The sequence below is a fragment of the Cutibacterium sp. LaCa_286 genome (assembly GCF_057198075.1).
The window spans coordinates 420,637-434,360 of record NZ_CP191091.1; the positions used below are offsets into that span (position 1 = coordinate 420,637).

Here is a 13,724-nt window from a genome sequence, read left to right on the forward strand (position 1 = left end):
CGTCACCAGACGACGCTGCGGCCTCGACCGGCGTCCCGTCGACGACCGAGGCCAGCTCGCGCTCGACGACCCCGCAGGCGGCCCGTCCCACCCAGCACGCCTCGGAGCAGACCCTGGAGGATCTGGACCACTCGCTCATCGACCCTGCCCCGATCCCGGCCACCAGCTTCGCCGAGGGGCAGGGCAGGGTCGTCTTCGTCGGTGCCGGACCAGGTGCTCCGGACTTGGTGAGCGTGCGCGGTGCTCGCGTCATCGAGACCGCCGACATCATCATCTGGGCCTCCAGCCTGGTGCATCCCGACATGGTCGCCCGGCACAAACCCGACGCCGAACTCATCGACTCCGCCGCCATCCCGCTGGAGGACCTCGAACCCCTCTACACCCGAGCTCGTGACGAAGGTCTGTTGGTGGCCCGGGTGCACACCGGGGATCCCTCCATCTACGGAGCCACTGCCGAGCAGCGTGACCTGTGCCGCCGCATCGGCATCGGCTTCGAGACGATCCCCGGCATCTCCGCCTTCTCGGCTGCCGCGGCCCGGATGGACGTCGAGATCACCGTGCCGGAGGTCTCCCAGTCGCTCATCCTCACCCGGCTGGAGGGTGGACGCACCCCCATGCCCGACGGTGAGACCGTCGCCTCCTTCGCCGCCCACGGGGCCACCATGGCCGTCTACCTGTCGGCGGCCCGCAACAAGGCCCTGCAGCAGGCTCTGCTGGAGGGCGGATACGCCCCCGAGACCCCTTGCATCATTGGGTACGCGGTCACTTGGCCCGAGGAGATGATGTTCCGCTGCGACCTGGCCCACCTGTCGGAGACGATGCGCAACCACAAGCTGTGGAAGCATGCCGTCGTCCTCGTCGGACCTGCCCTGGCCGACGGCCCGATCGAGACCCGCAGCCACCTCTACCACCCCGGCTTCCGCCACGAGTACCGCGCAGCCGACGCCGACGCCCACGCCGACCTCACGACCCACGGCACCCGGGGCGTCTACGACCAGAGCACCACCCCCGACCCGAAGGACAACTCATGATTCGCGTCCACGGATACCTCGGCACCATCACCGACGCCATGCGTGACGACGTCGCCCACGCCGACCTCGTCGTCGGTGGGCAGCGTCACCTCGACGCCCTCGACGTCCCCGACGACAAACGCCAGAAACTCGGCCTCATCGGTCCCGCCGTCGAGCGCATCCAGTCTCTGCCGGACGACGCCCGGGTGGTCGTCATCGCCTCGGGAGACCCCCTCTTCTTCGGCGTGGTGCGTCGCATCCGCCAGGCAGGCCTGAACGTCGAGGTGGTGACGGCCCCGACATCGCTGCAGGCCGCCTTCGCCGCCGTCGCCCTGCCCTGGGACGACGCCCAGTTCGTCTCCTCGCACTCCAAGAGCGTCGAGACCGCGATCCGGCTGGCCAGGATCCATCCCAAGGTTGGGGTGCTCACCGCTCCGGGGCGGGGCCTCGCCGAGCTGGCCGACGGGCTGGCCGGGCGCGGTAAGACGTTCGTGCTGGCCGAGAAGATCGGCGAGGAGAACCAGCGGGTGCGCGTCCTCGACGAGGATGCCGCCAGGGCCGTGGTGGCCGACGAAGATGTTGCCAGCCCCAACGTCGTCCTGGTGCTCGACCACCACCCGGACTCCCCGCAAGCCGTGGGCGTCAACCCCGAGCTCGCCGGGGACGTCAACGTCAACGCCCCCGATGATCCGCAGCCGGGCACCGACACCAACCCGGACGGCTCGGACCGTGACCCCATCATCGGGCAGGTCATCAACTCCGACGCCGCAGCAGCCCATGCCGAGGCCATCGACCACGCCCTCAAGCGGGAGACCAAGAAGTACGTCGGCCCCTCGCGCACCGGGCTGGCAGCCGCCTGGGGGGAGTGCGACCTCATCGTCTCCCACCTGGCCCTGGGCGCCACGACACGTCTCATCGCCCCGCTGCTGGAGTCCAAGAAGACCGACCCGGGGGTCGTCGTCGTCGACGAGGCCGGACGGTTCGCCATCCCGCTGGTGGGCGGTCACGTCGGTGGGGCCAACGAGCTCTCCCGCACCATCTCGGCCGCCCTGGGTGGCACCGCCGTCGTCTCCACCGCCACCGACTCGCTCGGCGTTCCGGCCCTCGACCAGCTCGGCTGGGCCTACGAGGGTGACGTCGCCGGTGTCACGGGTTCGATCATCGCCGGACGTCCGGTGCAGGTGGTGCGCGAACACCCGTGGCCGTTGCCGCCGCTGCCCAAGAACGTCAGTGAGGAGGCCAGCGACCCTGCTGCCCGAATCATCGTCTCCGATCGCACCGCCGACGCCGCGTCCACAGCCGTCGGTGGCACCGACCTGCCCACCGTCGTCCTGCACCCGCGCTCCCTGGTGGTGGGCATGGGGTGCAACAAGGGCACCGACGTCGACCACCTGCGGACCCTGCTCGACGACACCCTCGCCGAGGCCGGGCTGGCCCCCGGATCGGTGACGATCCTCACCAGCCACGAGGTGAAGGCCGGCGAACTCGGCATGATCAAACTCGCCCACGAACGCGGGTTGGAGTACCTCACCCACTCCGCCGAGGAACTGGCCGCCCAACAGGTGCCGACCCCCTCCGACGTCGTGGCCCGTGAGGTGGGCACCCCGAGCGTCTCGGAGGCCTCGGTGCTGGCCCAGGGGGCCGAGCTCGTCGTCACCAAGCACAAGACCCCCGAGGCGACGATTGCCATCGGACGCGTTCCGGCCCGCGGCCACCTCTCGGTGGTGGGCCTGGGGCCCGGATCCCGAGACCTGCTCACCCCGCGTGCCCTCCAACGCATCCAGGACGCCACCTTCATCGCCGGGTACGCCCCCTACGTCAAGCAGATTCGCGACGTGGTGCGTCCCGGGGCGACGATCCTTGCGACGAAGATGGGCACCGAGGAGGAACGCACCGCCGCCGCCATCGAGGCGGCCCGAGAAGGACGCAACGTCGCCTTCGTGTGTGGCGGTGACCCGGCCATCTACGCCATGGCCTCCCCGACCCTGGAGATGGGCACCGACGGCATCGACGTGGAGATCGTGCCCGGGGTCACCGCGGAACTCGCCATCTCCGGCATCTTGGGAGCCCCGCTGGGCCATGATCACGCGACGATCAGCCTGTCCGACCTGCACACCGACTGGGATCTCATCGTCAAGCGGGTGAGGGCGGCTGCCGAGGGAGACCTCGTCACCACCTTCTACAACCCCCGCTCGCGCACCCGTACCCATCAGTTGCCCGATGCCCTGGCGATCCTGGCGGAGCACCGGCCACCCTCCACCCCGGTGGCGGTCGTCTCCCATGCCGAACGACGCCAGCAACAGATCATCATGTCGACCCTGGCTGAGTTCCAGCCCGAATGGGTCGGTATGACGAGCATGGTGGTCGTCGGGTCGTCGACATCGAAGTACGTCACCTCCGGGGATAACCGCAAACTCTTCGTCACCCCACGCGACTACCACTGGATGGACGGGGCCATCAGATCTGACAAGCACAAGAACTACTCCCACCGCGACCTGCCCAAGGCCGACGAGACGACCTACAGCGCCACGCCGCCGGCACGGAGCACGCGTGTGGACGCTGCAGCACAGACGACGCCTGACACCGATCGCCCTGCGCACACCACTGGAAATGACACGGACAAGGATGTGTGATCATGACTGACACCAAGATCGCCAGCGGAACCCCGCTGGTCATTGCCGCCCACGGCACCCGCGACGAGTCGGGTGTGGCCGAGTGCCGCGCCCTGGCCGAACGGGTCGCGAACAAGCTTCCCGACGTCCCGGTGGAACTGGGGTTCGTCGAGCTCGCCGAGCCGAAGATTCCCGAGGCGGTGCAGGCCGCCGTCGCCCAGGCGCCGGTCGTCTCTGAGGGGACGACCGAGGGGGAACAGCCCGTCGCCGCCGTCGTCGTACCGCTGATGTTCAACACCGGCGGCCACGTCCGTGAGGACATTCCCGAGGCCATCGACGAGGGCCGTGGGGACGCTCGAGTAGCCTATTCCGCACCGCTGCTGCCCGACGTGCGGATGCGCAGGGCCCTTGACCGGCGTCTGGCCGAGACGTTGGCCGCGGGGGAGGGGCGCGAGCAATGGCGTGCCCGCGACACCGCCGTCGTCCTGGTGGGCCGGGGCGCCCTGGTGGCTGACGCCAACGCCTCGCACTACACCCTCACGCGAATGTTCTGGGAGGAGAACGATCTGGCCCGCGTCGAGCCGGCGTTCATCCAGGTGACCCGCCCCTCGGTTCCCGAGGCGCTGACGGCCCTGCACGCCCAGGGTGCCCAGCAGATCGTGGTGCAGGGCAACTTCCTGTTTCCCGGGTTGCTGCACGTGTGGATGACCGAGCAGGTCCAGGCGTGGCAGGCCAGCCATCCCGGCGTCGAGATCCGTATCGCCCCGGTCATCGGCGACTGTGACGAGGTGGCCGAGGTCGTGGTGGACCGGTACCGCGAGCCCCTTGACGAGGTCGGGCTCGGCGAGGGGGCCCCGGTCTACATGTCCGGGCTGCGGCTGCAGGGACGCACGGTGCTGGTCGTCGGGGCCGGGCACGTGGCCGAACGTCGCGTCGCCCGTCTGCTGGACGCCGGTGCCGACGTCCACGTCGTCGCCCCGAACTCAGGCATCCAACTTACCCGGATGGCTCGCAAGGGGCTGGTGAACCTGGAACGACGCGCCTTCCAGAACGATGATCTCGACGGCGTCTGGTTCGTCCAGGCCCTCACCAATGACCCCCAAGTCAACGCCAAGGTGACCGCCGAGGCCGAGAAGCGCGGTATCTTCTGCGTGCGTGGTGACGACGGTCGCAAGGGCAGCGCCTTCACCCCGGCCACCCAGCAGGCCGGCGGTATGACGGTGAGCGTGGTTGGTGACCGCACCCCGCGTCGTTCTGCCAAGATTCGTGACGAGGTGTTGCGAGCCCTGCAGGGCTGATCGGCACTTCGACTCCTCTGCTGAGGAACTGAGATTGTGGGCCCCGCAGCTGTTGATTGCGGGGCTCTACGGGAGTGTCTGGTTGCGGGTGTGGAGTCGGTTGGATCGACTGTGTTGTTTCCGGGCTGATTGTCTGCCGTTCCAGGGGTTGACCGCCCTTCGGCACCTGTGCTGAGTCCTCAGTGAGGTGTGTCAGCTCCTGCAGCTGGCTGGTTGCGGGAGTCTGCGGGTGTGGCTGGCTGCATCTTTGATGCCTGAGCTGGAGCTCTCAGCAAGGTGTTGCGGGCTTCCGTAGTTGGCGGGTTGCGGGGCTGGTTGGGTGCGGCTGATCTGGTGCGAAACCGACTGGATCGGTCGTGTTGTTCCCGGGCTGACCGTCTGTCATTTCGTTCCCGGCTGGCCACCGCCTGACCGGGGATGGCCCAGTGATGGGGCAGGCCAGGGTGGGGCATGACAAGGCCCGATACCAAGCCGACTGTGATGCACTGATCGTCGCGATCCACCGATCAACACTGCCTCACCACTCGAGGCTGACCGACACGGGCCTGATCGACACGGGGCCTGCCGAGGCCGGCTCCGATGAATGGCAGCCCCGGCGATGGGATCGCGGCGATGGCAGCCGTGGCCAATCGCGCCTATCATCGTCGGGTGATCTCCCACGACCTGCATGCCCTGGGCTTCGACGCCCCCGATCTCGATTCCCTCGTCAACTCCGCTGCGCAGGCTGGCGCTGTCGGTGTGGAGGACGTCGGTGGTTTCGATCTGTTGGCCGCCTACACCGACCCGTCGGGGGCACGTCTCGCCATGCTCAGCCGGGATGGTGAGATGGACACGATGGCCTCCCTCGTCGCCCCAACGACCCACGCCGCCGAGGTGCGGCGCTACCGTCCCACGGTGGCCCTGGTGGAGCTCGTGGAGGGCGGTTCGCCGCTGTCGCAGTTGGCGGTGAGCGGTGCCTCCGACGGAGTGCATGGCAAGCGGATCGCACGGTTCCTGGCCAATGCCGACGATCCCGTCGAGTACCCACTGTGTGCCGAGCCCGGCGACGACACCTCGGCGTTCGTCCAGCACCTGCGCGTCGGGGCCGTCGCCAACGGATTCATCCGGGTCCACGACTCCGAGGAGGCCTATGGCGCCTCCGAGGAGGGCGGTTTCGGTCCTCGCAGCGACATCCAGTTCTCCGCCGGACACCTCATCAGCCCGTGGCTCATGGAGTTGGAGGCGGGTCGGGCGAGCCGCGCCGAGGTGAGTGCGGTCGCAGAAATGACGATGGTCGTCGATCAGTGCGAGAAGCGCACCAACGAACTCACCGGGGAACAGTGGTGGCGATGCATGGGCAAGGTTGGATTCCCCCTCACCCTGGCCCTGCCAGCCGGGCTGCCGACCGATCCACATCCGGGCTCGGTGCTCTCGGGCCAGGTCGTCCCAGTGATCTCGTCGGGCACGTGGGAAGGCGACGCCCTCTGGGGCTGAACTGCCCTCCTGCTCGGCCTGTGCCCATTCGTTCGTGGCACACCTGTTTTTCCTGTGGCGCCCCGCTTCCCCGTGGGTTTCCCGAGGCGTAGGGTGCCGCCCCTGTTTTCCTTGGTCCCGAGCTCTGCGCCCAGCCCTTCCCTCGCTGCCTCCTGCCCCATGCATCCGGTTCTCCCGTGGTGTCCTCATTTTTCCCAGGGTTACTCCTCGGCTGTGTCCGGTCTCGTTGTCGTCCACTTCTGCTCTAGGGGTGGAGGGAGTGGAGCACAAGACCGCAGCTCACACTCTCACTCACACTGCAAGTTTTGCAGTGTGAGTGAGAGTGTGCGCGGGCCCGGGTGAGGTGGTGGTCCGGTCTGCCGAGCGGGTCTTGGCCCAGCGATCCTGTGGCAGATGTGTTGGGGATCGTGGGGTTTGCCACGTGGTGTGGCACGGGGCGGCTTGTCGAACCGAAATACCACGGGGGTGCGAAGTACCACGCGTCACGAGGGACGTTCCGGTGCCTTGAACGGGTGCGCATCCTCTCGTCGGCGGCGTCCACAGTTTTTGCAGTGGTGGCTTCTTGGGATCGTCCACGTCCCATCGGTGGTGCCAGCCAGTTGCCGTGCCCGGTGCGGCGTGGTGAATTCTGTCTGCAATGCGGGGCGTGGCCCGTTCGTCTCCGTGGCAGATGTGTTGGGGATCGTGGTGCCTGCCACGTGGCGTGGCACGGGGTGTCTTGTCGAACCGAATTGCCACGGGGGTCGAGGTACTGCCCCGGCCGCACCCCCAGGTCCACGTGCTGCAGCGTTCCACGTGCCCGACGCGCCTGCGACACGGGGCTGGCGGGCGGCTACGGCAAGGGGTTGGCGGAACGGCACGTCGCGAGTTGCGTGCACAGGTGCTAATCTGCGTCGCGTGCATGGTGCGGCCCCGATGAGGTCGCGGTGAACCCGGTGGGAATCCGGGACTGTTGCGCAGCGGTGACGGTGACGACGTCGGCGAGACCACTGGGAGTGATTCTGGGAAGGGCCGACCGAGAGTGATCCGAAGTCCGAAGACCCCATGCATGACTTGTGTCGTTCGGGCCTCGCATCAAGGTCCTCGCACCCAGAAGGAACAGCTATGCCTTCCTTAAGACGGTCGGCCGAGCGTGACCGCCGGTTGCCGGTGGCACCCCTGGTGATCATCCTCGTCGTGCTCATCGTCGTCAGCGCCGTCGTCTCGCTGACCATTGGTTCGGAACCATTGCCGATGCGTGGCGTTCTTGACACGGTTGGGGCCAGGATCACTGGCGAGCCGGGCCCCGACCCGACGATCGATGTCATCGTCTGGGATCTGCGTGCTCCCAGGGCACTGCTGGCGATCATCGTCGGGGCCGGACTCGCCCTGGCCGGAAGCGGTATGCAGACCTTGGTGCGCAACCCGCTGGCCGATCCTTACCTGCTGGGTGTCTCGGCCGGTGCGAGTGTGGGGGCCACCGCGGTCATCGCCCTGGGGATGTTCGCCTCCTGGGGTCCTCACCGGCTCACCCTCGGAGCCTTGGTGGGGGCATTGGGAGCCGCTGGTCTGGTGTACCTCATCTCCATGGCCCAGGGTGGCATGACACCGCTGCGGCTGGTGCTCTCGGGCGTCGTGCTCTCTGCGGCGTTCTCGGCATTGGCAAGCTTCCTCGTCTTTCGCAGCTCGGATCCGCGTGCGGCGCAGTCGGTGTTGTACTGGATGCTGGGATCGGTGGCCGGTGCCACCTGGGACAGCTTGTGGGTGGCTGCCATCGTCACCGCTCTGTCCGCCGTGCTCATGATCGCGTTCTCTGGCTGGCTCGACGCCCTGGCTGCTGGCACCGACGTCGCTCGATCCCTCGGCATCCCCGATACCAGGGTGCGCAAGGCGTTGTTCGTCGGCAACTCGGTACTCGTCGGGGTGCTCGTGGCGGTCTCCGGCGGCATCGGATTCGTCGGGCTCGTCATTCCGCACATGTCCCGGCTGCTCGTGGGAGCCAGTCACCGGTCGATGGTGCCCGTCGCCGCCGCCATCGGCAGCCTCTTCCTGCTGTGGGTGGACGTCGGCGCCCGCGTCATCGCGGCACCACAGGAGGTGCCGCTCGGCGTCGTCACCGGGTTCATCGGCGCTCCCATCTTCCTGTACCTCATGGGGCGCAGCCAGTACCGATTCTCGAGTGAGTCATGACACGTCTCGAAGTTTGCAATGTCCAGTGCCGCATCAACGACCGCGTCATCGTCGACGACGTGAGTTTCACCGCCGAGCCGGGGAAGCTCACCGCCATCGTCGGTGTCAACGGAGTCGGCAAGTCGACTCTGCTACGATCCATCGCCGGGGTGCGCCAGTTCAATTCCGGCGACGTCCTGCTCGACGGCACCTCCGTCACCGACTACACCCCCATGCAACGTGCCCGGCTCATGGCCTTCGTCGGGCAGGAGGAGTCGCCATCGCCTGACCTCCTGCTGGGTGAGATGGTCGCGCTGGGACGTACCCCGCACCGCAAGCCGTGGCAGGTGGGGCAGCGTTCCGAGCGACGGATCATCCGGGACTCCCTGGCCTTGGTGGGACTGGACCACCTCATCGATCGTCGTTGTGACCACCTGTCGGGCGGTGAGCGGCGCCGCGCCGTCATCGCCCGTGGCCTGGCCCAGGGCGCCGACCTCATCATGTTGGACGAGCCGACCAATCACCTCGACGTGCGTCACCAACTCATGCTGCTGGACACGCTGCGCGCCAGCGGTCGGACGGTGGTCGCCACCATCCACGACCTCGGCATGGCTGCTTCGCATTTCGACCACGTGGTCGTCCTGGCCGACGGCGGAGTGCTCTCCGCAGGTCCGGCTCGTGAGGCGCTCAGCCCATCGAACGTCGCGACGGCATTCCACGTTGTCGCACACCATGTCACCACTCCCGACGGCAGCCAGGAACTCGTGTGCACCGCACCGCTGCCCAATCCCAACCGAGAGGAAAACTGAAATGTCCACCAAACTCCTACCCGTCGTCCTGGCCTCCTGCCTGGCTGTGGGACTCACCGCCTGTGGCGGTGGATCAGCCTCCAAGAGCGGCGAGTCCGCCAAGGACTCCAACGAAGTCACCGTGACCAACTGTGGCAAGAAGGTCACCTACCCCAAGAAGGCCGAGCGACTCTACGTCAATGACGGCAGCATCATCGCCATGGCGCTGAGCGCCGGGGCGCAAAAGCAGATCGCCGCGATAAGTTCGGCAGATCGGGACAAGGAGATCCTCACTGCCAAGTACGGGGCCGACACCATCAACAGTCTGCACGAGGGCGTCAAGGGTTACATGACCCTTGAGTCGGTCATCGCCAACAGGCCCGACGTCGTCGTCGCCGGGTGGGACTACGGATTCTCCGAGGCGAACAACCTCACCCCCGACAACCTGCACGACAAGGGCATCAACAGTTACCTGCTCACCGAGTCATGCCGACAGAAGGACGGGCAGAGCGTCCGCGGTGTCATGGACCCCTGGAACGCAGTGCGGACCGACATCACCAACCTTGCCACCCTCACCGGCAACGAGCAGACCGGCAAGAAGGCCGTGCAGGACATGGACGATCGGCTCGACGCCCTCCAGAAGGCTCCGAAGGCCAGGAAGACCCCGACGGTGCTGCTCTTCGACTCGGCCAAGGACTCGGTCTTCACCAGCGGAAGCAAGGGCGGTCCACAGGCCATCATCAATGCGGCTGGTGCGCAGAACGGCGCCCACGACGTCAACGACACCTGGGTGCGCATCGGCTGGGAGAAGGTGGCGACGATGAACCCCGACGCCATTGCCTTCGTCGACTACGACGCCCAGCCCTACAGCGAGAAGATCAAGATCCTGGAATCGAATCCGGCGACCAAGAACCTGGACGCGGTGAAGAAGAAGCGCTACCTCAACCTCCCCATCGCCATGTGGACCTCCGGCCCGCTCAACATCGATGCCGCCGAGCACCTGCGGGTCAGCCTGGAGAAGTGGGGGTTGGAGCCCAAGTCGTCGATCAAACCCCAGCTGAGGATTCCGGCCTCCGTGCCCGGACACGAGGGCTGAGAGGCAGACCCGCACCGCCCCGACACCCTTTCAGGGGAGCTCACTGCCCGGGGAGTGCGCAGGCCCGGTGCCCGTGAGCGATCCTCAGCGGTGATCGTTGGTGAGCTCGGCGGTGGAAGCGATGGCGTTGACGGCCGCAACAGCGATGGCTGAGCCGCCCCGACGCCCCAGCAGGGTGATGTACTCCAGCCCCAGGTCGGAGTCGGCCAAGGCCTGCTTGGACTCTGCGGCACCCACGAATCCCACCGGGATGCCGACGACGGCAGCCGGACGCGCCCCAGTCTGTTCGCACACCTCCAGAAGGTGGAACAGTGCAGTAGGAGCATTGCCGATGGCCACGACTGCCCCGTCCAGATGATCCTCGGCGGCCCACAGATCGACGGCGGCGCACGTCTTGGTCGTGTCGTTGCGCTTGGCGAGCTCGGCCAGGCGCGGCTCCTTGATGTGACAGACGACCTGCACCCCTTCGGGCAGTCGGGAACGGATGATGCCGGTCGCTGTCATGGAGGAGTCGCACAGGATGTTCGCGCCAGACGCCAGCGCACGACGCGTGGCCTCGACCACACCGGGGGTGAAGGCGATGTCACCGGCAATTGCCGGGTCTGCTGCGGCGTGGATCATTCGCACGACGACTCGCTCGACATCGGCGGGGAATCGCGCAAGATCCGCTTCCTCGCGGATGATACGGAATGACTCCTTGTAGATGTCGGATCCGTTGTTGACGTATGACATGACCACTCCTCGCAGCTGGATGACACCTCGAGCCTAGCGTCTCGTTGGCCAGCAGAGAGTTCTGCAGGTCACTGGTACAGGCAATGAACGCGGTGCCACGGATCGTGAGTGAGAGGACGTGGCGGCAGGGGTGGTGCCGTGCAAGGCCTGGTTTGTCAAATGTGCATGTCCCCGATTACATGTGTGCAGACCGATGTGAAACAATGAAGCCCGACAACAGAACAGTCTCGTCGCATCTGGGCGGAAGCCGGGGAATTCCGGCACGGTCGCGCCACTGTGAACACTTCGTGCAACTCTTTGCCCAAGTGGGAGTCAGGAACGCCGTTGTGGACGAGCCTTTCCAGCACGGAACGCAAGATTCCGAGAAAGGAGAAAGTCCCTCATGCACATTGCAGAAGGAATCCTCTCACCGGCGCAATGCGGTGTGTGGTACGCCGTCAGCGCACCATTCGTCGTCTGGGGTGCCGTTGAGGTCGTCAAGGAGGTGAAGCACCACCCCGAGAACCGGCTGCTGCTGGCCACCGCCGGTGCCTTCACCTTCGTGCTGTCGGCCATCAAACTGCCCAGTGTGTCCGGTTCGTCCTCCCACCCCACCGGTACCGGAGCCGGTGCCGTCCTCTTCCGTCCCCCGGTCATGGCCTTCCTCGGCATGATCGTCCTCATCTTCCAGGCTCTGCTACTTGCACACGGCGGAATCTCGACGTTGGGGGCCAACACCTTCTCGATGGCGATCGTCGGCCCGTGGGTCGGATACGCGTTCTACAAGCTCACCAAGGTTTGCCACGGGCCAGATGCCTTGGCGATCTTCCTGGCCATGGCCACAGCCGACTTCTCCACCTACTGCGTCACCAGCGTCCAGCTGGGCATTGCCTTCCCCGACCAGCAGTCCGGTGTCGGTGGTGCTGCTGCCAAGTTCCTCGGTATCTTCGCAACCACCCAGGTGCCGTTGGCCATCGCCGAGGGATTCCTCGGCATCCTGCTGTTCCGTTTCCTGGCCAACGTCGCCGCACCCCAGCTGCGCAAGCTTGGTGTGCTTGCCGACGAGCCGGCCGAGTCTGCTGACGCTGCGGAGGTGTCCCATGCCTGAGAAGTCCGTTCACAAGTCTGATACGTCGCTGACCAAGAGGTCCAAGTGGGTCACCCCGGTCCTCATCATCCTGCTCATCGCGATCTTCGTCATCTGCATGGTCTTCGGTGGCCGCAAGACCACCCATGACGGTGAAGGTTTCGGTGGAACCGACGACGCCGCAGCCGATGCAGCCGAGGAGGCCGGTGCCAAGCCGTGGATCGAGCCGATCTTCGAGCCCTCCTCCGGCGAGGTCGAATCGGGTCTGTTCGCCATGCAGGCCGCCCTCGGTGCTGGAATCGTCGGCTACGCCCTGGGCCGGATGTCTGGCCGCAAGCGCGGTGCCGAGGAGGCCATGGCTGCCTCTGACCTGAGCGACGCCACGGCCGTCGAGGCGGGAAAGACGAATGCCGCTCCCGCCAACCCGGTTGCCTGATGCAGATCACCTCTCTTGACGATGCCGCCTGGGACTCTCCCTGGCGGCATCGCCGTGTGGGGGAGAAGGTGGCGCTGAGCACCGGCCTCCTTCTCACCTCCTTGTGCACCCCGGAGGTGCTCGTCCATGGCGCACCCATCGGCGTGTGGCCGGGTGCCCTCATGGTGGCAGTCGTCTCGGTGGTCGTCATCGTCAGATTCGCGCACATCCAGCCCCGAGTGCTGTGGCAGGCCATGGCGGCCCCGATCGTCTTCCTCGTCATCGGTGGTATCTCGGTGCTCATCAGCGTGGGCACCTCGACCGGCGGGCCGGAGTGGTGGCGTGCCGGTGGGGTGAGCATCGGCCCGGCATCTGCGGCGCAGGCCGCGTCCCTGGTGGAACACGGCCTGGGCGGCACCCTGGCGGTGATGGTGCTCGGCGTGACAACACCGATGGTCGACCTGCTCACCTGGTTGCGCACATTCCACATTCCCGATCCGCTGCTGGAGATCTCCTCGCTCACCTACCGGCTCATCTTCGTGCTGCTCGGAACGTTCTTCACGGCCCAGGAGGCCCAGCGCAACCGTCTCAGCGACGACGCCCCCAGCCGGAAGCGACGCTGGGAGAACACTGCTGCGCTTCTGGGATCGGTGGCCGTGCGGTCGTGGAATCGTGCCGAGCGGCTCAATGACGGCTTGACGAATCGTGGATTCGAGTCGTCCCTGGTGACCTTGACCATGCCACGTCGGGCCAGCACGAAACTCATGGTGTCCACTGTGGTGAGCCTGGTGGCGATCTGGGCGATCACATGGGCGACGACAGGAAGGTTGTGGCGATGACCGACAACGAATCCAGAGGCACTGGGGAATCCAGCGACACCGGGTCGGACAAGGCCCGCAGTGGTCAGATGGGTGGGAACGTCTCCCATGCCCTCCGCACCGAGACAGGACCCCGCACCGCGACAGGTCACACACCACCGGGCAATTCCGAGACGAGCTCAGCGGCGCACGGTGCTGGGGCCAGTGAGGTTCATGACTCCGACGATGCTGGCGGGGACGACGCTGGCGCGGCCCACAGTGCTGATGT

11 protein-coding genes and 1 riboswitch are annotated in these 13,724 nt (G+C 66.6%); of the genes, 10 read left to right on the forward strand and 1 reads right to left on the reverse strand.

Translation table 11 applies throughout. The annotated features are described in order from the left end of the window. Nucleotides 1–122: 122 nt before the first annotated feature. The 7 genes from cobM (at nt 123) to ACP8JZ_RS01710 (ending at nt 10,425) form a co-directional block, all read left to right on the forward strand. Nucleotides 123–1,031 carry a precorrin-4 C(11)-methyltransferase gene (cobM, locus tag ACP8JZ_RS01680; protein ID WP_231933837.1) on the forward strand — a complete coding sequence of 303 codons (909 nt, stop codon included), beginning with the start codon at nt 123–125 and terminating at the stop codon, nt 1,029–1,031. Further along, nucleotides 1,028–3,643 carry a precorrin-3B C(17)-methyltransferase gene (gene cobJ / locus ACP8JZ_RS01685; protein ID WP_484482590.1) on the forward strand — a complete coding sequence of 872 codons (2,616 nt, stop codon included), beginning with the start codon at nt 1,028–1,030 and terminating at the stop codon, nt 3,641–3,643. The genes cobM and cobJ overlap by 4 nt, the downstream gene beginning before the upstream one ends. 2 nt (nt 3,644–3,645) lie before the next feature. After that, nucleotides 3,646–4,920 (forward strand): CbiX/SirB N-terminal domain-containing protein, encoded by a 1,275-nt coding sequence (locus tag ACP8JZ_RS01690; RefSeq protein ID WP_306516826.1) that lies wholly within the window; start codon nt 3,646–3,648, stop codon nt 4,918–4,920. Between the two features lie 612 nt (nt 4,921–5,532). Continuing rightward, nucleotides 5,533–6,393 (forward strand): hypothetical protein, encoded by an 861-nt coding sequence (locus ACP8JZ_RS01695; protein ID WP_023034982.1) that lies wholly within the window; start codon nt 5,533–5,535, stop codon nt 6,391–6,393. 885 nt (nt 6,394–7,278) lie between these two features. Next, nucleotides 7,279–7,454, forward strand: a riboswitch (cobalamin riboswitch). A gap of 88 nt (nt 7,455–7,542) precedes the next feature. Beyond that, nucleotides 7,543–8,562 (forward strand): FecCD family ABC transporter permease, encoded by a 1,020-nt coding sequence (locus tag ACP8JZ_RS01700; protein ID WP_484482779.1) that lies wholly within the window; start codon nt 7,543–7,545, stop codon nt 8,560–8,562. Continuing rightward, nucleotides 8,559–9,350 (forward strand): ABC transporter ATP-binding protein, encoded by a 792-nt coding sequence (locus ACP8JZ_RS01705; protein ID WP_023034984.1) that lies wholly within the window; start codon nt 8,559–8,561, stop codon nt 9,348–9,350. The genes ACP8JZ_RS01700 and ACP8JZ_RS01705 overlap by 4 nt, the downstream gene beginning before the upstream one ends. Before the next feature lies 1 nt (nt 9,351). Next, complete coding sequence (locus ACP8JZ_RS01710) at nt 9,352–10,425, forward strand: ABC transporter substrate-binding protein (RefSeq protein ID WP_484482591.1); 1,074 nt, start codon at nt 9,352–9,354, stop codon at nt 10,423–10,425. Nucleotides 10,426–10,509: 84 nt separating this feature from the next. Here the strand turns inward: ACP8JZ_RS01710 and ACP8JZ_RS01715 are convergent, their stop codons facing one another. Further along, a complete protein-coding gene (locus ACP8JZ_RS01715) occupies nt 10,510–11,157 on the reverse strand; it encodes a precorrin-8X methylmutase (RefSeq protein WP_277101755.1) in 648 nt (215 codons plus the stop codon). Nucleotides 11,158–11,539: 382 nt separating this feature from the next. On the opposite strand from ACP8JZ_RS01715, the gene ACP8JZ_RS01720 reads away from it, so the two are divergent. From ACP8JZ_RS01720 to cbiQ, 3 genes are read left to right on the forward strand one after another with little or no spacing between them, the layout of a single operon-like run. Next, nucleotides 11,540–12,244: an energy-coupling factor ABC transporter permease gene (locus ACP8JZ_RS01720; RefSeq protein ID WP_021104769.1), complete on the forward strand. Its 705-nt coding sequence runs from the start codon at nt 11,540–11,542 to the stop codon at nt 12,242–12,244. Further along, entirely contained in the window at nt 12,237–12,659 is a 423-nt protein-coding gene (locus ACP8JZ_RS01725) for an energy-coupling factor ABC transporter substrate-binding protein (RefSeq protein WP_021104770.1), read from the forward strand. Before ACP8JZ_RS01720 ends, ACP8JZ_RS01725 begins: the two co-directional genes overlap by 8 nt. After that, on the forward strand, nt 12,659–13,477 hold the full coding sequence (cbiQ, locus tag ACP8JZ_RS01730) for a cobalt ECF transporter T component CbiQ (RefSeq protein WP_021104771.1): 819 nt from the start codon (nt 12,659–12,661) through the stop codon (nt 13,475–13,477). The genes ACP8JZ_RS01725 and cbiQ overlap by 1 nt, the downstream gene beginning before the upstream one ends. The last annotated feature ends 247 nt before the right edge of the window (nt 13,478–13,724 follow it).